This is a genomic window from Celeribacter ethanolicus (genome assembly GCF_002407265.1).
Taxonomy (GTDB): Bacteria; Pseudomonadota; Alphaproteobacteria; order Rhodobacterales; family Rhodobacteraceae; genus Celeribacter; species Celeribacter ethanolicus.
Map to the genome: position 1 here is coordinate 3,028,489 of NZ_CP022196.1, position 17,976 is coordinate 3,046,464.

The 17,976-nt window shown below is 61.6% G+C and carries 19 protein-coding genes; 12 read left to right on the forward strand and 7 right to left on the reverse strand.

The window, feature by feature from the left end:
* Position 1 precedes the first annotated feature (1 nt).
* Genes CEW89_RS14880 through CEW89_RS14900 form a run of 5 tightly spaced genes read left to right on the forward strand, consistent with a single transcriptional unit; the run spans position 2 to position 2,963 of the window.
* A complete protein-coding gene (locus CEW89_RS14880) occupies positions 2-436 on the forward strand; it encodes an HPr kinase/phosphorylase (protein ID WP_096806432.1) in 435 nt (144 codons plus the stop codon).
* Positions 437-471: 35 nt separating this feature from the next.
* Positions 472-1,353, forward strand: coding sequence for an RNase adapter RapZ (gene rapZ / locus CEW89_RS14885; RefSeq protein WP_244906215.1), 882 nt, complete (start codon positions 472-474; stop codon positions 1,351-1,353).
* 13 nt (positions 1,354-1,366) lie between these two features.
* The gene (locus CEW89_RS14890) at positions 1,367-1,759 is read left to right on the forward strand and encodes a PTS sugar transporter subunit IIA (RefSeq protein WP_066708071.1); all 393 of its coding nucleotides are present in this window, start codon (positions 1,367-1,369) and stop codon (positions 1,757-1,759) included.
* A gap of 36 nt (positions 1,760-1,795) precedes the next feature.
* Complete coding sequence (locus CEW89_RS14895; RefSeq protein ID WP_066708019.1) at positions 1,796-2,071, forward strand: HPr family phosphocarrier protein; 276 nt, start codon at positions 1,796-1,798, stop codon at positions 2,069-2,071.
* A gap of 1 nt (position 2,072) precedes the next feature.
* Complete coding sequence (locus tag CEW89_RS14900; protein ID WP_096806434.1) at positions 2,073-2,963, forward strand: lysophospholipid acyltransferase family protein; 891 nt, start codon at positions 2,073-2,075, stop codon at positions 2,961-2,963.
* A 97-nt stretch (positions 2,964-3,060) separates the two neighbouring features.
* On the opposite strand, the gene CEW89_RS14905 is transcribed toward CEW89_RS14900, so the two are convergent.
* The gene (locus CEW89_RS14905; RefSeq protein ID WP_096806435.1) at positions 3,061-3,936 is read right to left on the reverse strand and encodes a 3-hydroxybutyryl-CoA dehydrogenase; all 876 of its coding nucleotides are present in this window, start codon (positions 3,934-3,936) and stop codon (positions 3,061-3,063) included.
* Between the two features lie 190 nt (positions 3,937-4,126).
* Between CEW89_RS14905 and CEW89_RS14910 the strand changes: the two genes are divergently transcribed.
* A complete protein-coding gene (locus tag CEW89_RS14910) occupies positions 4,127-4,954 on the forward strand; it encodes a DUF6473 family protein (RefSeq protein ID WP_066708026.1) in 828 nt (275 codons plus the stop codon).
* Positions 4,955-5,029: 75 nt separating this feature from the next.
* On the opposite strand, the gene CEW89_RS14915 is transcribed toward CEW89_RS14910, so the two are convergent.
* From CEW89_RS14915 to CEW89_RS14940, 6 genes are all read right to left on the reverse strand, one after another.
* The gene (locus tag CEW89_RS14915; RefSeq protein ID WP_096806436.1) at positions 5,030-5,944 is read right to left on the reverse strand and encodes an electron transfer flavoprotein subunit alpha/FixB family protein; all 915 of its coding nucleotides are present in this window, start codon (positions 5,942-5,944) and stop codon (positions 5,030-5,032) included.
* Entirely contained in the window at positions 5,944-6,696 is a 753-nt protein-coding gene (locus CEW89_RS14920) for an electron transfer flavoprotein subunit beta/FixA family protein (RefSeq protein ID WP_066704797.1), read from the reverse strand. The genes CEW89_RS14915 and CEW89_RS14920 overlap by 1 nt, the downstream gene beginning before the upstream one ends.
* Positions 6,697-6,861: 165 nt before the next feature.
* On the reverse strand, positions 6,862-7,440 hold the full coding sequence (locus CEW89_RS14925; protein ID WP_096806437.1) for a cob(I)yrinic acid a,c-diamide adenosyltransferase: 579 nt from the start codon (positions 7,438-7,440) through the stop codon (positions 6,862-6,864).
* Position 7,441: 1 nt separating this feature from the next.
* Positions 7,442-7,645, reverse strand: coding sequence for a twin transmembrane helix small protein (locus CEW89_RS14930; RefSeq protein WP_066707267.1), 204 nt, complete (start codon positions 7,643-7,645; stop codon positions 7,442-7,444).
* Positions 7,646-7,735: 90 nt separating this feature from the next.
* Positions 7,736-8,560 (reverse strand): SDR family NAD(P)-dependent oxidoreductase, encoded by an 825-nt coding sequence (locus CEW89_RS14935; protein WP_096806438.1) that lies wholly within the window; start codon positions 8,558-8,560, stop codon positions 7,736-7,738.
* A 78-nt stretch (positions 8,561-8,638) separates the two neighbouring features.
* Positions 8,639-9,184 (reverse strand): SH3 domain-containing protein, encoded by a 546-nt coding sequence (locus CEW89_RS14940; protein WP_157779875.1) that lies wholly within the window; start codon positions 9,182-9,184, stop codon positions 8,639-8,641.
* 205 nt (positions 9,185-9,389) lie between these two features.
* On the opposite strand from CEW89_RS14940, the gene CEW89_RS14945 reads away from it, so the two are divergent.
* From CEW89_RS14945 to CEW89_RS14970, 6 genes are all read left to right on the forward strand, one after another.
* Complete coding sequence (locus CEW89_RS14945) at positions 9,390-11,750, forward strand: DNA topoisomerase IV subunit A (protein WP_096806440.1); 2,361 nt, start codon at positions 9,390-9,392, stop codon at positions 11,748-11,750.
* Between the two features lie 48 nt (positions 11,751-11,798).
* A complete protein-coding gene (locus tag CEW89_RS14950; RefSeq protein ID WP_096806441.1) occupies positions 11,799-13,046 on the forward strand; it encodes a DUF898 family protein in 1,248 nt (415 codons plus the stop codon).
* On the forward strand, positions 13,043-14,239 hold the full coding sequence (locus CEW89_RS14955) for a M48 family metallopeptidase (RefSeq protein WP_096806442.1): 1,197 nt from the start codon (positions 13,043-13,045) through the stop codon (positions 14,237-14,239). The genes CEW89_RS14950 and CEW89_RS14955 overlap by 4 nt, the downstream gene beginning before the upstream one ends.
* Before the next feature lie 48 nt (positions 14,240-14,287).
* On the forward strand, positions 14,288-14,929 hold the full coding sequence (locus CEW89_RS14960) for a hypothetical protein (protein WP_096806443.1): 642 nt from the start codon (positions 14,288-14,290) through the stop codon (positions 14,927-14,929).
* A gap of 91 nt (positions 14,930-15,020) precedes the next feature.
* Positions 15,021-16,196, forward strand: a complete 1,176-nt coding sequence (gene tuf, locus CEW89_RS14965; protein WP_066707018.1) for an elongation factor Tu — start codon at positions 15,021-15,023, stop codon at positions 16,194-16,196.
* 399 nt (positions 16,197-16,595) lie between these two features.
* Positions 16,596-17,939: a tetratricopeptide repeat protein gene (locus CEW89_RS14970; RefSeq protein WP_157779876.1), complete on the forward strand. Its 1,344-nt coding sequence runs from the start codon at positions 16,596-16,598 to the stop codon at positions 17,937-17,939.
* Positions 17,940-17,976: the final 37 nt, after the last annotated feature.

Sequence of the window (17,976 nt, forward strand, 5' to 3'; positions counted from 1 at the left end):
GATGGAGAGCGAGGACGCGCCGCTCAACCTGCATGCTTCCTGTGTCGCGCTGGATGAGACCTCCGGCCTGCTGATCACCGGCCCCTCCGGCTGCGGCAAATCCACGCTGGCACTCACGCTCATGGGGTTCGGCGCGCATCTGGTCGCAGATGACCGCACGGAGTTGCGGCGGGACGGCGATGCCCTCATCGCCTGCGCTCCCAAAACGATTTCCGGTATGGTCGAGGCGCGCGGGGTCGGGCTTCTCTCTGCCACGCCGCTGTCACATGCGCGCATCAGAGCGGTGGTCGATCTGTCTCAATCTGAACCCAACCGCTTGCCTCCGGCGCGGGAAACGGCTCTCATCGGTGTCTCGATTCCCATGCTTTTCAAGGTCGAGGGCCCCGGTTTCGCCCCCGCCCTGATCCAATGGCTCAAAGGAGGCCGGTGCGTGTGAGCACTCCCGAGGGTGGCCAGATCGCCCAGACCCAGATCACCCAGACCAAGACACCGCAGCGCGTCGTGCTGATCACCGGCCCGTCGGGCGCGGGACGGTCGACCGCGATCAACGCGCTGGAGGATCTCGGCTATGAGGTGATCGACAACCTGCCGATGTCGATCCTGCCGCGGCTTCTCGAAGGCGAGGGGCTGAGCCGTCCGCTGGCACTCGGTCTCGATGTGCGCAACCGCGATTTCTCCGTCAACGGGCTGATCGAGGTGATCGACGACCTGAGCCGCGATCCGGGCTGCGAGGCCGAGGTGCTCTATCTCGATTGCGCACCCGAGGTGCTGATCCGCCGCTATTCCGAAACCCGCCGTCGTCACCCTCTGGCCCCTGCCGAAACCGTCACAGACGGCGTGGCGCGCGAGGTCGATCTGCTGGTGCCGATCCGAACGCGGGCCGACATCCTCATCGACACTTCGGAGATGACGCCACATCAGCTTCGCGACGAGATCGAGCGTTGGTTCGCCGAGGGGCGGGAGGCGGAGATGGCCCTCTCCGTCCACAGTTTTTCTTACAAACGCGGCATGCCGCGCGGCGTCGATATGGTCTTCGACGTGCGGTTTCTGGCGAATCCCTATTGGGACGCGGCCCTGCGCGGGTTGAACGGTACGGATGCCCGCGTGCAGGACTATGTGCAAAACGACCCGCGCTTCGCGGCGTTCTTCGACAAGGTGCTGGAACTGACGTTGCTTCTGCTGCCGGCCTACAAGGAAGAGGGCAAAAAGCACCTCTCCATCGCGTTTGGCTGTACTGGTGGGCAACACAGATCGGTCACGCTGGCCGAAATTCTCTCCAAAGCCCTTGCGGAACATAATTGGCCGGTGTCAATAAGACACAGGGAACTTGAACGCCGCCAGGGCGGCAACTGATCGGGGTATGGGCGTGATCGGAATCGTCATCGTCGCGCATGGGGGGTTGGCTCGGGAATATCTGGCCGCCGTGGAACATGTCGTGGGCAAACAGACGGGGATCGAGGCAATTTCCATCGAACCCGATCACGACCGCTCCATGAAACAGCGCGAGATTTGCGATGCGGCCGACGAGGTCGACACCGGTGACGGTGTGGTTGTCGTTACGGACATGTTCGGCGGCAGCCCGTCGAACCTGTCCCTGATGGCCTGTCATCACGACGACAGGAAAATCATTTACGGCGCGAACCTGCCGATGCTGATCAAGCTCGCCAAATCGCGCCACAAATCGGTTGCGGAAGCGGTCGGCAATGCATTGGATGCAGGCCGTAAATACATCGACAGTTTCGATGTGCAGGGCCGCTAGTGGGCCGCTGAGCCGAGAACGTCTTGAGGAGGGCACATGGCGTCTGTGACACGCACACATGAGATCGTGAACGTGAAGGGGCTGCATGCCCGGGCGTCGGCGAAATTCGTGGAAACCGTCGAGGAGTTCGACGCCGAGGCCCAGGTCTCAAAAGACGGGCTGAGCACCGGCGGCGACAGCATCATGGGGCTTTTGATGTTGGCAGCCTCGAAGGGAACGACTATTGACGTCACCACGACGGGTGCCGATGCGGCGGCTTTGGCCGATGCGATCGAGGCCCTGATCAAGGACAGATTTGGCGAGGATATGTAAAGTGTCTCACCCCGAAGACCAAGGGACGGAGATCCACGCCCCGAAACCAGGTGACCCGGATTTCGTGCGCTATGACGGGCGCAAGCTGTCCTATGCCGGGACGTTTTCCGACCCGTCCAAGGTCGCGGTGATCCGCACCATCGAATGGGTGACCGGAAAACTGCCCCTGCTGCGCCGCATTCGACGGTTTGAGCGGATGGGCACGCCGATGGGTCAGCCGTTCTTTACCCAGGCCCTCAAGGTCATGGGGATCGAGGTGAAGACCCCCGCTGAGCAGATCGCCAAGATCCCCGCCACCGGCCCGCTCGTCGTGGTGGCCAACCACCCGCACGGTCTGGTCGACGGTCTGGTGATGGCTGAGCTGATCGGCCAGGTGCGCACCGATTACAAGATCCTGACCCGCTCGCTTCTGACCGGCATTCAGGAAATCGACCCGTTCATGTTGCCGGTGCCGTTTCCGCACGAACCCGACAGCCACCGCGAGTCGATCAAGATGCGCAACGAGGCGATGGCGACCCTCAAGGCGGGTGGCGTGATCATCCTTTTCCCGGCCGGCGCCGTGGCCTCGTCAGAGACCTGGTGGGGGCCGGTGAAGGAAAAACCGTGGAACCCGTTCACCGCCAAGATGGTGCTGAAATCCGGTGCGACCGTGTTGCCGATCTATTTCCCGGGGCGCAACACGCGGCTCTATCAGATCGCCGACAAGATTGCGGCGAGCTTCCGTCAGGGGCTCTTGCTGCATGAGATCGCTCATGCGCTCGACAAGCCGCAGTCGCCGGTCATCGGCGATCCGCTGACGCCCGTCGATCTCGAACCGTGGCAATCGAAGACCCGCGAGTTCATGGACTGGATGCGCTCGCACACGCTGGCTTTGGGCGGGCGCACGGACTGAGGCGGGGCAAAAACTGCCCGACAAAAGTCCGACAGAAGTCCGACGCAAATCCGACAGGAAAAAGGGGCCCTTGAGGCCCCTTTGTTTTGCGCCAAGTTTAGCGCGTCGGCACCGGCGTTTCGCCCCGGTAATCGTAGAAGCCCCGCTGGGTTTTCCGCCCGAGCCACCCGGCCTCGACATATTTCGTCAAAAGCGGACAGGGCCGGTATTTCGTATCCGCCAACCCGTCGTGCAACACGTTCATGATCGCCAGACAGGTGTCGAGCCCGATGAAATCGGCAAGCTCCAGCGGCCCCATTGGATGGTTTGCCCCGAGTTTCATCGACTCGTCGATGGATTTGACCGAACCGACTCCCTCATAAAGCGTATAAACCGCCTCGTTGATCATCGGCATCAGGATGCGGTTCACGATGAAGGCCGGGAAATCCTCGGCGCTGGCGGCGGTTTTGCCGAGCGATTCGACCACGGCCAGAAGCGTCTTGTAGGTCTCTTCATCGGTGGCGATGCCGCGAATGAGTTCGACGAGCTTCATCACCGGCACCGGATTCATGAAGTGGAACCCCATGAATTTTTCCGGTCGGTCCGTGCGCGAGGCAAGGCGGGTGATCGAGATCGACGAGGTGTTCGAAGTCAGGATCGTCTCGGGTTTCAGATGTGGCAGAAGGCGTCCGAAAATCGCGTTCTTGACGTCCTCGCGCTCGGTCGCGGCTTCGATCACCAGATCGGACTGCCCAAGCTCCTCGAGTTTGAGTGTCGTGGTGATCCGTGCAAGTGCGGCATCCCGTTCGCCCTGCGTGATTTTCTCGCGCGAGACCTGCCGGTCGAGATTCCGCGTGACGGTTGCGACGGCCTTGTCCAGAGCGTCCTGAGAGATGTCATTGAGGAGCACCTCATATCCCCCGAGCGCGAAGACATGCGCGATCCCGTTGCCCATCTGACCGGCGCCGACGACGCCCACTTTGCTGATGCCCATACCGCTTCTCCCAGACACTTCTCGCTGTAACGATTTGGCCAGAGCTTACGCGCCCGGTGAGGCTTGGTTCAAGGGGTAAGGCAGCGAAGCTGACCTGTAAAATTCACGATGAATTGTCAGTTTAGCGATTTCGAAACTTGTCTCTGCGACTCTGCGCTTCGGGTGAAAATACGAACCAGTGGGTGGACACATGGCTTACCAGAATATGGGCGAAGGCGCCCTCAACTATACGCCTTGCCGCTATGGCAAATCGAAACTTCTCTTTCGGGGACCGCAAAAGGATCTCGATGAACCCTATGTCGCCTTTTTGGGTGGGACCGAGACCTATGGAAAATATGTCGAGGTGCCCTTTGCCGATCTGGTCGAGGCCGGTGCGGGGGTCGAGACCGTGAACCTCGGCTGCGTCAACGCCGGTGTCGATGTGTTTCTGAGCGACGAAACCGTGCTCGACATCTGCAAGCACTCGAAAATGACCGTATTGCAAATCTCCGGCGCGCAGAACATGTCAAACCGCTTCTATGCGGTGCATCAGCGGCGCAACGACCGTTTTCTGCGCGCCTCGACCCTTCTACGGACGATCTATCGTGAGGTCGATTTCACGGATTTCAACTTCACGCGGCATCTGTTGCAGACGCTGGCTCACGTTTCCGACGAGAAATTCTTCATGGTGCGTCAGGAATTGCGTGACGCCTGGGTAGCGCGAATGCGCACCATGGCCATGAAGCTGCACGGGGATGTGATGCTGCTCTGGATTTCCGACCATTCTCCGGATGACGGAGCGGCCTGCGATGCGATCGGCGTCGACCCGTTGTTCGTCAATCGCGAGATGATCGAGGAGATCCGCCCTCTGGTCAAAGATGTGGTGGAAGTGGTCGCCACGCACGATGAGATCGCACAGGGCTACGACCTCATGGTGTATTCCGACCTGGACGCCCCGGCGGCGCGCGAGATGCTTGGCCCCGTTGTTCATTCCAGAGCTGCAGAAGCTCTTCAGGATGCGCTTGCTCCGTATGTGTGAAACACGAAAGAGCGAGCCGGACAGCAAAAAGCCCGCCGTTTTGGCGGGCTTTTTGTTGTCATGGTGCTGCTTTGCTTAAAGCTTCTCGGTCAATTCTGGCACGGCGTCGAAGAGATCCGCGACGAGGCCGAAGTCTGCGACCTGGAAGATCGGGGCTTCTTCGTCCTTGTTGATCGCGACGATCACCTTGGAATCCTTCATCCCCGCGAGGTGCTGGATCGCACCCGAGATGCCGCAGGCGATGTAAAGCTCGGGCGCTACCACCTTGCCGGTCTGGCCGACCTGCCAGTCGTTCGGCGCAAACCCGCTGTCGACCGCTGCACGCGACGCGCCCACGGCCGCGCCGAGCTTGTCGGCGAGCGCCTCGATGATCGCAAAGCTCTCCTCCGAGCCGACACCGCGCCCGCCCGAGACGACGATCTTCGCGCTGGTCAGTTCCGGGCGGTCGCTTTCCGCCACCTTGTCCTCGACAAAGGCCGACAGGCCGGTGTCCCCCGCGCCCGAGGCCGCCTCGATCGCCGCGGAACCGCCGCTGCCCGCCGCCTCGAAGGTCGAAGTGCGGAAGGTGATAACCTTCTTTTCATCTTTCGAGCGTACCGTCTGAATCGCGTTGCCGGCATAGACCGGGCGCTGGAACGTATCCGCATCCACCACGGAGGTCACATCGGTCAGAACCATCACATCCAGAAGCGCCGCAACCCGCGGCAGGACGTTCTTGCCCGTCGTCGTCGCGGCGGCGGTGATGTGGCTGTAGCCACCCGCCAGAGACACGATCAGATCGGCAAGGTTTTCCGCCAGCCCGTGGGCATAGGCCGCGTCATCGGCGACCAGAACCCTGGCCACGCCGTCGATCTTCGCGGCCTCTTCGCCCCGTGCACCGCACACGAGAAGCGTCACATCGCCCAGTTTCGCCGAAGCCGAGACGGCTTTCGCGGTGGCGTCGAGCGCGACCGCGCCGCCCGCCACATCCGCAAGACAGAGAACAGCCATCAGACGAGACCTCCCTCTTTGAGTTTCGCAATGAGTTCATCGACCGAGCCGACCTTGATCCCGGCTTCGCGCGCCGCGGGTTCTTCGGTTTTCACGACCGTCAGGCGCGGCGTGGTGTCGACGCCGTAATCGGCGGCGGTCTTCTCGTCGAGCGGCTTCTTCTTCGCCTTCATGATGTTCGGCAAAGAAGCATAGCGCGGCTCGTTGAGACGCAGGTCCGTCGTCACGATGGCCGGAAGAGTGACGGAAATCGTCTGAAGCCCGCCGTCCACCTCGCGGGTCACCACCGCCTTGCCCTCGGAGATCAGCACCTCGGAGGCAAAGGTCGCCTGACCCCAGCCGAGAAGGGCTGCCAGCATCTGACCGGTGGCGTTCATGTCGTTGTCGATCGCCTGCTTGCCGAGGATCACCAGTTCGGGCGCCTCCTCCGCGACGATCTTGGCGAGGATCTTTGCCACCGCCAGCGGCTCGATCTCGACGCCCTGATCCTCTTCGACCAGAATGCCGCGATCCGCGCCCATGGCGAGCGCGTTGCGGATCGTATCCACGGATTTCTTCTCGCCGATCGACACCACGACCACCTCGGAAGCCACGCCGGCCTCCTTGAGACGAATGGCCTCTTCGACCGCGATCTCGTCGAACGGGTTCATCGACATCTTCACGTTCGCAAGATCGACACCCGTGCCGTCGGTCTTAACCTTGACCTTCACGTTGTAGTCGATCACGCGTTTAACAGGTACCAATACCTTCATGCGTAAACTCCCTATAGCTGTCTGCCCCTCAGGGCGCCCAAAAGCTCTCCGGCCCTGTTGTTAGCCGTTTGCTTGCGCAGAAAATAGCCCCCAACGGCAAAAAGACGCATCCCGAACGTCACGTTCGGGACATTTTGTGTCGCAGCGTCATTTGGGTGAAATGGCTTACCGGTTTGCCCCCGGCACCCAAAGCACATCCGCCCGGCCATCGTCATTCGCCATCCGTGCGGCACAGAACAGCCAGTCGGAGAGCCTGTTGAGATATTTGATCGCCGCCGGATTCACGTCGCCGTTTTCCTCCGCAGCCAGTTCGGTTGCGATCCGCTCGGCGCGCCGCGCCACGGTGCGGGCATGGTGCAGATACGCCGACAGCGGGGAGCCGCCCGGCAGGATAAAGCTCTTGAGCGGTTCGAGCACGGCGGTCATGGCGTCAATCTCGGTTTCCAGCCGGTCGACCTGTGCGTCGATGATCCGCAGGACCGGGTAGCCGGCCTCGGAATCGGCGGCCATGTTCGGGCGTGCCAGATCGGCCCCCAGATCGAACAGGTCGTTTTGAATGCGGGACAGGGCCGCGTCGGTCTCGCCTTCTGCATGGAGCCGGGCAAGGCCGAGGATCGAATTGGTTTCGTCGACCGTGCCGTAAGAGGACACGCGGGTCGCATGTTTCGGTGCGCGGGACATATCGCCCAGAGAGGTGTCGCCCTTGTCGCCGGTGCGGGTGTAAATCTTGTTCAGAACAACCATGTCAGTTTCCAGATTTGCGCAGGGCCACGTAGATCACGACGAGGATCACCGCGCCCAATTGCGCGAGGATACGGGCCTGCATGAGTTTGTTGGAGCGTTTCGCCCCCTCGACTCCGCCGCGTCCGAACTGGGCGATACCAAAGGCGAGAATCAGCACGACGACGAGACAGGCCGCGAAGATGACGGTAAGAAAAGTGTCGGACATGAGCGGCTCCTCCTCGCTGAGTTCCGTGTCGTTTGCCGTACCGAATTGCGGGACGTCTGTATCAGAGATAGCGCGTTTGCCGGCCGGAGCCTAGCCTTTCGCCATGATCCATTCGCTGAGCCGGGCGGGCAGGACGCGCAGGGCGAGCGCGGTGAACACGGTGACTTTGGTCACCGGGTAGCGGGCCTTCGGATTGCGATCTTCAAGTGCGCGCAGGAGCTTCGCCGTGACCGCTTCGGGACCGAGTTCGAAGGCGTCGGGTTTCGTCGTTTCAGCATAGAGACGCGTCGTGAGTTTGGTGTAACGGGCAGATTGCGGGCTGTTGCGCCAGTCGATCCAGCGGTCGAACTGCTTGCGCGAATTGAGCCGGAAATCGGTGCGGATCGGACCGGGCTGGATGAGCGAGACATGCACATCGGTGCCGCGCATCTCAAGTCGCAGCGCGGTGGTCAGCGCCTCGAGCGCATGTTTCGTTGCCGAATAGGAGCCACGGAATTTCGTCGTCATGAAGCCCAGCACGGAGGAACATTGCACGATTCGCCCGTGTCCCTGTTCGCGCATCACGCGCACGGCGCGCTGCGTGAGGTCGTGCCAGCCAAAGAGATTGGCCTCGAAATGCTGGCGCAGCGCCGCGACGGGCAGGTCCTCAATCAGCGCGGGGATTGCATAGGCGCCGTTGTTGAAGAGCGCATCGAGCGTGCCACCGGTGCGCGTCATGATCTCCGTCCAGGCCGCCTCAATTGAAGCCGGGTCTTCGTAATCGAGCCGCAGGCTCTCAAGCCCCTCGGCGCTCAGGCGGGTCACATCTTCTTCGGATCGGCAGGTGGCGAACACCCGCCAGCCCAGGGATTTCAGGTGATGGGCCGCATGATGGCCGATGCCGCTGGAGCAGCCGGTGATCAGAATGGTGCGCATGAAAAAGCCTTTCCCGGGAGATCCGGGAAAGGCTTATCTTATGAAAGACGTTGAGGGAAACGTCTTTCGCCTGATATTTCAGTGAGGCAGGTCGGCGAGGAATTTCGCGGACATGTACCCTTCGACCCCGTCGCCCTCGACAGAGATTTTGACCCAGCCGTTTTCGACCGGAGAAATCACGCGCACGATGTCCGCACGCACCACCTGGCCCAGAACCTCATTCATGGTCGAGGGGCCGGAGCGCACGTTGACGCGGCTCGCGGTGACCTGTTGGAGCAGCATGTCCGGTTCGGTGGAGGCGGTCAGCACGGCGGCCATCTTTTCCGGGTGGGTGACCGTGGTGGTGGCGATTTGCGGCATGTAAGTGGCGGGCTGTGCCGTCAGGCCGGAAATCTCATCGCCCGTCAGGCGGGCCTGATGGACAAGCGGCTGAGTGGCGTTCGGCTCTGGCGTCGCGGCTTTGAGTTCGGCCAGGGTCGGGACATACTCGCCCTGACGCGCGGGCGAACTGCCGAAGGCTGCGGTGAATGTGTCGGAGATCTGCGCCATGAGCGGCTCTTTCGCCGCCTGATGTGCGTCATAAGCGGCCTGTTCCGACGGGGACAAATCTCGACCGAAAACCATGAGGGCGGCCCACAGACCGCACAATGTGATCAAACTCAAACGCAGCATATCCAAGCCCCCCAGCTTGTTCCTCTTACTGTATCTCAGGTGTTAACGCCTGACATGGGGAAAAGTTCCGCGTTCTTCCACCTAACTTGGGTGCGGCGGTCGGGAGGGGATCAGATGCGCTTGCCCGGTCCGGGGCGGGCGGCTATTCATCGTTCCCATGAGCAGTGATTTGACCCAAGACCCCGAACACGAAGACGCGCCGCAGGGCGAGAGCTTCGAACCTTTGCGCCGTGCGATCGGCGAGCGCTATTTGCAATATGCGCTCTCGACGATCATGCACCGGGCGCTGCCCGATGCGCGCGACGGTTTGAAGCCCGTGCATCGGCGTATCCTTTACGCGATGCGCGAGTTGCGGCTGTCCGCCACCGGGGGATTCCGCAAATCCGCGAAAATCTCCGGCGACGTGATGGGCAACTATCACCCGCATGGCGACGCCGCGATTTACGATGCGATGGCGCGTCTGGCGCAGGATTTCAACGTCCGCTATCCGCTGGTCGACGGTCAGGGGAACTTTGGCAACATCGACGGCGATAACCCGGCGGCGTCCCGCTACACCGAGGCGCGGATGACCATTGCCGCCGAGGCGTTGCTCGAAGGCTTGAACGAAGATGCCGTCGATTATCGCGACAACTACGACGGCACGCTGCGCGAGCCTGAGGTGTTGCCCGCCGCCTTCCCGAATCTTCTGGCCAATGGCTCGTCGGGCATCGCGGTCGGCATGGCGACGAACATTCCGCCGCACAATATTGCCGAGCTGATCGACGCCTCGCTGCATATGATCAAGACGCCGGATGTGCGCGACGAGACCCTTTTGAACTACGTCAAAGGCCCGGATTTCCCGACGGGCGGCATCATCGTCGAGCCACGTGAAAGCATGGCGAAGACCTATGCCACGGGGCGGGGTTCCTTCCGCCTGCGGGCGAAATGGGAGGTCGAGGATCTGGGGCGCGGTGTCTGGCAGATTGTCGTGACCGAAATTCCCTATCAGGTTCAAAAGTCGAAGCTGATCGAGAAACTCGCCGAGCTGATCCAGACCAAGAAAGTGCCGATTCTGGCCGACGTGCGCGATGAGAGCGCCGAGGACATTCGCGTGGTCCTTGAGCCGAAGTCGAAAAACGTCGATCCGGATGTGTTGATGAACACGCTGTTCCGCAACTCGGACCTTGAGACGCGGTTCTCGCTCAACATGAACGTGCTGATCGACGGGCGGACGCCGAAAGTTTGCTCGCTCAAGGAGGTGCTGCGCGCCTGGCTCGATCACCGGCGTGTCGTGTTGCAACGCCGCTCGCAGCACCGTCTGGAAAAGATCGACCACCGTCTTGAGGTGCTCGAAGGCTTTATCATCGCGTTTCTGAATCTCGACCGCGTGATCGACATCATCCGCTACGACGACGACCCGAAAGCCGCCTTGATGGCTGAGATTTGGGGCCGCGACGTGCCGCGCGCGATGACGGAAAAAGACTACGTCAGCCCGCTGCCCGCCCCTGAAGGCCAGGGCGAGCTGACCGAGGTGCAGGCCGAGGCGATCCTCAACATGCGCCTGCGGTCCTTGCGTCGTCTCGAAGAGATCGAGCTGATCCGCGAACGCGATGCGCTTTTGGAAGAGAAGGCTGGGCTGGTCGAGTTGCTGGGATCGGAAGAGCTGCAATGGGTGCGCATTTCTGACGAGCTGAAAGAGACCAGGAAACGATTCGGCAAGGATTACGGCCCGCGCGGCGCGCGTCTGACGCAATTTGCCGAGGCTGCCGAGGTCGAGGACGTGCCGCTGGAAGCGATGATCGAGCGCGAGCCGGTCACTGTCGTGCTGTCGCAAATGGGCTGGATCCGGGCCATGTCGGGTCACATCGACCTGACCCGCGAGCTGAAATTCAAAGATGGCGACGGGCCGAGGTTCATTTTCCACGCCGAGACCACGGACAAGCTGATCCTGATGGGCTCGACCGGGCGGTTCTATACGCTGTCGGCCGCCAACCTCCCCGGCGGGCGCGGCATGGGCGAGCCTGTGCGGTTGATGATCGACCTGCCCAACGAGGTGGAGATCGTCGACATCTTCAAGCACGATCCGGAAAGCAAATTGCTTGTCGCTTCCAACGCAGGCAATGGCTTCCAGATCGCGGAAAAAGATGTTGTGGCCCAGACCCGCACCGGCAAACAGGTGCTGAACGTCAAGGACGACGAGAAAGCTACGGTGGTGCACCGGATCAAGGGCGATCACGTCGCCGTCTGTTCGCAGAACCGTCGCTTCCTTGTCTTCCCGCTCGATGAGGTGCCCGAACTTGGGCGCGGCAAGGGCGTGCGGTTGCAGAAATACAATCAGGCACGCGGCGCGCAGGGCATGCTGGAACTCGATGGCGGCTTGAGCGATCTGACGACCTTCGACTGGGAACAGGGGCTGAGCTGGACCATGGGCGGGGGCAATACCCGCAATGAGAAAGACATGACCCAATGGCTCGGCAAACGTGCCGGTGTCGGCAAGGCACCGCCGCATGGTTTCCCGCGGGACAACAAGTTTAGCTGAGATCCCGGCCAGTGATTTCAGGCCAGTGATTCCAGACAGGTGATTTGAATGGCGCAGTTGTTGAACACAGAATTCGAGGGGCGCATGGGGCCGGTCTTAAGGCTCTCGCTCTGGACCGCGATTCTCACCGTGTTCACGCTGGGCTTTTATCGCTTCTGGATGAAGACCCGGCTCAGGCGGCATTTCTGGGCCGCTGTGCGCCCGGACGGCACGCCGTTGGAATATGTCGGCAAGGGGATCGAGAAATTCACCGGTTTTCTCATCGCGCTTGTGGTTCTTGCGCTGTTGATCGGGGTGCTGGCGCTTCTGCTGGTCTATGCCTCCTACGTGCTCTTCAACGAGGATTTCGAGGCCTACCTGGTGGCGGCGGTGATTGCCCTGCCGCTTGTCTATTTCGCCTCCTACCGGGCCAAGCGTTATGTCTATGCCCGAACCCGCTGGCGGGGCATCCGCTTTGCGCTTGAGCCAGCGGCGGGAAGATATGCGCTGGTGGCCATGGGGCATCTTCTTCTGGCGCTCGTGAGCCTCGGCCTGATGTGGCCACGGATGACCTTCAAGCTGGAGAAATTCCGCACGGATCGCACGTTCTTCGGCGACCAGCGCCTGCACCAGGGCGGCAAATGGACCGAACTGCTGCGTCCCTTCCTGCCGGTTCTGATCAGTGTCTGGGGCTCTGCTGTGGCGGGCGGAATCATTGCGTGGCGGTTTGCCGAGAGTGCGAATGCCGAAAGCATCGTGATCGCCTTGCTGCCGCTGTTCATCTTTATCGGCATGCTCGGCGCCGCGTTTTTCTATACTCGCTACCGGGTCGTCGCCCTGCGCTACCTTGCCAATCACAAGACGGCGGGGGGCATCGGACTGATCTCGAACCTGTCCTTTCCGAGCATCCTCGGTATCAACATCGGCGGCTATATTCTCACCAACCTCGCGACTGCGGCGGCGACCTTTGCCGTGGGGGCGCTTGCCTCGCTCCTTCTCGTCGCGTTCTATCCGGGGCTTTCGGATCTCGGCATCTTCGCCTCGGGTGCGGTGTCCGATGGGACTTCCATCGGTGAGGAGGGCATGCCCTCCGCCGAGATTACCGTCTTTTTCGCATTGTTTCTCTATATGGTGACTTTCTTGTTCTTTTCCGTCTTTCGCCAATGTTTCGTCGTCTTTCCCACCTGGCGCCATTACGCCAGCACCCTGTCGCTCACCGGGGGCGAACACCTTGCCCAAATTCGTCAGCGCGACCGCGATGAGGCGGGGCAGGCGGAGGGCATCGCCGAAGCCTTCGATCTGGGGGCGGCGATATGAGTGCCGCGGGGCCCTGGGCGCCGATCCCGGACGGGGTGCGATGCGAGCTGGTCGATGGCAAGACGGCGGCGCGTCATGTGGTCTATGCGCTTCTGCGCGATGGCGCGCTCGATCTCTCCTACACGGATGAGGCGGGCATAGAGCTGCGCTGGAACTGGCCCTTGTCGCATCTGCGCCATGTCGAGGGGCAGGGCGATCTGACATGGGGCAAGGCGCCCTTGGGGGTGTACAGCAATGTGATGACCCCGACCGCGCGGCTCTATGTGCGCGACGGGCATCTGCGGGCGGCGCTTGAGGCGGAGGCACCAAATCTCAAACGCAAGACCCCGGTTACGGGGAGGGGGCGACTCATCGGGCTGATCGTGGGGGCGATGGCCTCCGTCGCCTTCATCGTCTTCGCGCTCATTCCGCTGATCGCCGATCAACTGGCCGCCGGTCTGCCGGTCGAAGGCGAGCGCGCGCTGGGCGACAAGACCTATCAGCAGGTGCGCGACAGTTTCGGGACGGTCTTTCCGCTGAACGAATGCACCGGGGCAGAGGGCGTTCTGGCGCTTGAGGAGATGGAGGCCAGGTTGCTTGAGGTTTCCGATCTCGACCGCGAGGCGGTGCAGCTCACTGTGCTCGATCACGACATGATCAACGCTTTCGCCCTGCCCGGTGGGCGGATCGTCGTCATGCGCGGGTTGATCGAGGCGGCGGACACCCCCGAAGAGGTCGCCGCCGTGATCGCGCATGAGATGGGCCATGTCGCGCATCGTGACCCGACCCGCCACGCGCTGCGTTCGGTCGGGACATTCGGCGTGCTGTCTCTGGTGTTCGGTGATTTCGCGGGGGGCACGGTGGTGCTTCTGGGCGTCAATCAGCTTGTGAATGCGCAATATTCCCAAGGCGCGGAAAGCGCCGCCGACGCCTATGCCCATGCGCTTTTGCCCAAGGCCGGGGTGTCGCCGGGCGCACTTGCGCCGCTGTTCGAACGGCTGAAGGCGAAATACGGCGATAGCGAAGGCCTTGCTGCCCATCTCGCCTCTCACCCGGCACTTGGCGACCGCGTCACGCGGGCCGAGGCGGCGGCGGCCGAGTTCGAAGGCGAGGAGCAGCCGTTGCTGTCTCCCCTCGCCTGGCGTGATTTGCAGGCGATCTGCGGCGATGATAAGGGCGAGAAAAAGCGTAAAAGCAACAGCGTTGCGCCCTGAGCTCTTTGCCGTTACCAATTCCCCCCGACCATCAGGAGGATCTGTCCCGTGTTTTACATTGCCCGTCGCGTATTTCTCGGCCTCACGCTTCTTGCCCTGACCGCTTGCAGCGATGCCAAGGAGGTGACGGAAGAGACACCCCTGGTAAACCTCGGCGACTTTGCGTTTGGACATAACGTGGTGATCGCCAAGGATGCGACGAAGGCGCCGTTTTCGCGCACGGCCAGTGAAGATGAGATCGAAACCGAATTGAAATCCGCGATGCAGGCCCGTTTCGGCCGGTATGACGGCGACAAACTCTATCACATCGGCATCAAGGTGGACGCCTATGGGCTCGCGGCCCCCGGTATTCCGGTCTTGTTCACGCCGAAATCCGTGCTCGTGCTGTCCGTCAACATCTGGGACGATTCGAAAGGGGTGAAGCTGACGGAGAAACCCAAGCTTCTGACTGTGTTTGAAGGCGCCTCCGGGGCGACGCTGGTTGGGTCGGGCATCACGCGCACGAAAGAGGAGCAACTTGAGATCCTGAGCCGCAACGCAGCGCTGAAAGTCGAGCGTTGGTTGCAGGAAAACGGCCAATGGTTTGGGGTGGAACCGATCGCGCCGGAGAGCTCGGATGCGGAGGAAGCCAAGGCCGCGCTCGAAGTTCTCGCACCCGAAGCGGCAACCGAAGCCGCAAATGGCAACTGACGCTTGATTTTCCTGTTCGAAGCCACTACCTAGCCCGCGATGTTAATTTCGGGCCAGATTTCCGGCCCTTCAAACCAAGAGGCGCCTCGATATGGCTAAAGGTAAGTTTGAGCGTAACAAACCGCACGTCAACATCGGCACGATCGGCCACGTTGACCACGGCAAGACCACTCTGACGGCAGCGATCACCAAGTACTTCGGTGACTTCAAAGCCTATGACGAAATCGACGGTGCGCCGGAAGAGAAAGCCCGCGGGATCACGATCTCCACGGCCCACGTGGAATACGAGACCCCGAACCGCCACTACGCGCACGTCGACTGCCCCGGCCACGCCGACTACGTGAAGAACATGATCACCGGTGCGGCCCAGATGGACGGCGGTATCCTGGTTGTGAACGCGGCTGACGGTCCGATGCCGCAGACCCGTGAGCACATCCTGCTGGCCCGTCAGGTCGGCGTGCCGGCTCTGGTTGTGTTCCTGAACAAAGTGGACCAGGTCGACGACGAAGAGCTTCTGGAGCTGGTCGAAATGGAAGTTCGCGAACTTCTGTCCGAATACGACTTCCCGGGCGACGATATTCCGATCATCGCGGGCTCCGCTCTGGCCGCTCTCGAAGGTCGTGACCCGGAAATCGGCGAGAACAAGATCCGCGAACTGATGGAAGCCGTCGACGCCTATATCCCGGAACCCGAGCGTGCGATCGACCAGCCGTTCCTGATGCCGATCGAAGACGTGTTCTCGATCTCCGGCCGTGGGACTGTTGTGACCGGCCGTGTGGAACGCGGTGTGATCAACGTGGGCGACGAGATCGAAATCGTCGGCATCCGCGACACCAAGAAAACCACCTGTACCGGTGTTGAAATGTTCCGCAAACTGCTCGACCGCGGTGAAGCCGGCGACAACATCGGCGCCCTGCTGCGCGGTGTGGACCGTGAAGGCGTCGAGCGTGGTCAGGTTCTGTGTAAACCGGGCTCCGTGAACCCGCACACCAAATTCGAATCCGAGGTCTACATTCTGACCAAGGAAGAAGGTGGCCGTCACACCCCGTTCTTCGCGAACTACCGTCCGCAGTTCTACTTCCGTACGACGGACGTGACCGGGACCGTTGTTCTGCCGGAAGGCACGGAGATGGTGATGCCGGGCGACAACCTGAAATTCACGGTTGAGCTGATCGCCCCGATCGCGATGGAAGAAGGTCTTCGCTTCGCCATCCGCGAAGGCGGCCGCACCGTGGGTTCGGGCGTGGTGTCCAAAATCATCGCCTGATCAGCTTTGCTGATTAAGAAATAGAAAGGGCCTCCATCGGGAGGCCCTTTTTGTTTCGGGGCGATGACAGCGACGGTGTTACCCGCAGAGCGACGGTGCAAGCCGCGGGTGGCAGTTGGCTTTGCAAGGCAAAGGCTATGAGAGCCCGAGGCTGGAGAGAAAGAAACTCTGACCGGTGGGAGGCAGTGTCTTTTGCTTGCAAAAGATCATGAGACCCCACCCCGGTTGAGAAAAGAGAAGGGCGTCCCATACCGGGCGCCCTTTTGTGTCGGTTCGAGGGGGGGGGGCGACGGCGGCCGCGACGATGACGGTCTAGGTGTCGGGTGGTTGCGGTGCAGGTTGACGTTGGCGAGAGAGCTCAGGTAGCCTGATCGCGAACATTCTGGACGGCAGGTTATTTTGCGCATTCCATTTCGGCCAATCGTCACGCTCCCCGGTGCACTGGGGCTTTGCCTGTTGCTGTCGGCAGGACCGGCTGCGGCCTCTCCGCTGATCACCGGTTCAGAGGAGAATCATGCGCGGCTCTGTCTCGATTATAGTGATACGCTGGAGCGGATCGCGGCGAATTGTCAGGCCGCGCTCGATATGCCGGGGATCAGCGAGGCAACGCAATTCGACGTTCTGCTGACGCTGGCCTGGGCGCAATACGAGATGGACGAGATGAGTGCCGCGCGCGACGCGCTAAACCAGGCGCGGGGCATCCGGCCTGAGACGGCAGGGGGCTACAATCTCGACGGCTGGTTGCGCGAAGCGGAGGGGGATCTGGCGGGGGCGGAGGACAGTTTCCGCAAGGCCCTTGCCCTGTCGCCCGACGAAGAAGCCTATGCCGGGCTTGCGACCGTGATTTTCACCCAGGATATGGCGCGCGCGGAAGAAGCCATGGGGTATCTCGATCTCGCGCTGCTTTTGGCGCCGGAATATGGCTACGCGCTGCGGGAAAAAGGCTGGCAACTGTTCCAGACCGACGATTATGCGGGGGCGTTGCTGGCCTATGATCGGGCGCTGGGACTCGATCCCGACGACCTCAACGCGCTCTATGTGAAAGCGCGTGTGCTCTTGTCGCTCAATCAGCCCTTCGAGGCGATACAGCTGATTTCCCGCGCGCTCGAGCAGGCACCAGAGAGCGCCTTTCTCTACATGTACCGCGCCATGGCCTTCCGGATGCAGGATTTCAACATGGTGGCTCTGGCCAGTGCGGAAAAGGCAATCTCCCTGAACCCGGAGCTCACGGACGCCCATGTGGAAAAGGCGCGCGCGCTCATGGGGCTCTATCGCTATGGCGATGCGGTGGCGGCGCTGCAAGCGTTGATGGGGACGGAGATGGACAACGGCTATAGTCGCTACTGGTATGCGCTCGCCCTGGCCGATGACGAACAATACGAGGCGGCGGGGGAGGCGATCGAGGTGCTGACCGCCTCCGAGGGCGCCGTGGGGGCGGATTTCGAGCTGAAAGCCTTTGTCGCCATGGCGCTCGATCAGGACGACGTGGCGCAGGAGGCGGTGGAACGCGCCCTGAGTCTCAATCCCGAGCTGTCGCATGCCACCTATTACAAGGCGGTGCTTGCGGTGCGGGCTCATGAGGTGCAGGCGGGTGTGGCGGCCTATCGTGCGGCCATGGAACTCGAACAGATCGGCTGGGCGAAAAAGGATTTCATCCGTGAGTTGATCGCGGCGGGCTATGAGGCGGAAGCGCTCGCGCTGGGGCAAGGCGAGAGCGCGGCACGGGAAGACGCGGCACAGTGATCTGTGCGCGAAAACCGCGACGGAAGGGTGTGAAACC

What these genes read in the sequence shown, in the direction of transcription:
- CEW89_RS14880 (WP_096806432.1), top strand. Translation starts at nt 2, where the DNA reads ATGGAGAGCGAGGACGCGCCGCTCAACCTGCATGCTTCCTGTGTCGCG.
- CEW89_RS14895 (WP_066708019.1), top strand. Translation starts at nt 1,796, where the DNA reads ATGGCGTCTGTGACACGCACACATGAGATCGTGAACGTGAAGGGGCTG.
- CEW89_RS14905 (WP_096806435.1), bottom strand. Translation starts at nt 3,936, where the DNA reads ATGGGCATCAGCAAAGTGGGCGTCGTCGGCGCCGGTCAGATGGGCAAC.
- CEW89_RS14910 (WP_066708026.1), top strand. Translation starts at nt 4,127, where the DNA reads ATGGCTTACCAGAATATGGGCGAAGGCGCCCTCAACTATACGCCTTGC.
- CEW89_RS14915 (WP_096806436.1), bottom strand. Translation starts at nt 5,944, where the DNA reads ATGGCTGTTCTCTGTCTTGCGGATGTGGCGGGCGGCGCGGTCGCGCTC.
- CEW89_RS14920 (WP_066704797.1), bottom strand. Translation starts at nt 6,696, where the DNA reads ATGAAGGTATTGGTACCTGTTAAACGCGTGATCGACTACAACGTGAAG.
- CEW89_RS14925 (WP_096806437.1), bottom strand. Translation starts at nt 7,440, where the DNA reads ATGGTTGTTCTGAACAAGATTTACACCCGCACCGGCGACAAGGGCGAC.
- CEW89_RS14930 (WP_066707267.1), bottom strand. Translation starts at nt 7,645, where the DNA reads ATGTCCGACACTTTTCTTACCGTCATCTTCGCGGCCTGTCTCGTCGTC.
- CEW89_RS14935 (WP_096806438.1), bottom strand. Translation starts at nt 8,560, where the DNA reads ATGCGCACCATTCTGATCACCGGCTGCTCCAGCGGCATCGGCCATCAT.
- CEW89_RS14940 (WP_157779875.1), bottom strand. Translation starts at nt 9,184, where the DNA reads ATGGTTTTCGGTCGAGATTTGTCCCCGTCGGAACAGGCCGCTTATGAC.
- CEW89_RS14945 (WP_096806440.1), top strand. Translation starts at nt 9,390, where the DNA reads ATGAGCAGTGATTTGACCCAAGACCCCGAACACGAAGACGCGCCGCAG.
- CEW89_RS14950 (WP_096806441.1), top strand. Translation starts at nt 11,799, where the DNA reads ATGGCGCAGTTGTTGAACACAGAATTCGAGGGGCGCATGGGGCCGGTC.
- CEW89_RS14955 (WP_096806442.1), top strand. Translation starts at nt 13,043, where the DNA reads ATGAGTGCCGCGGGGCCCTGGGCGCCGATCCCGGACGGGGTGCGATGC.
- tuf (WP_066707018.1), top strand. Translation starts at nt 15,021, where the DNA reads ATGGCTAAAGGTAAGTTTGAGCGTAACAAACCGCACGTCAACATCGGC.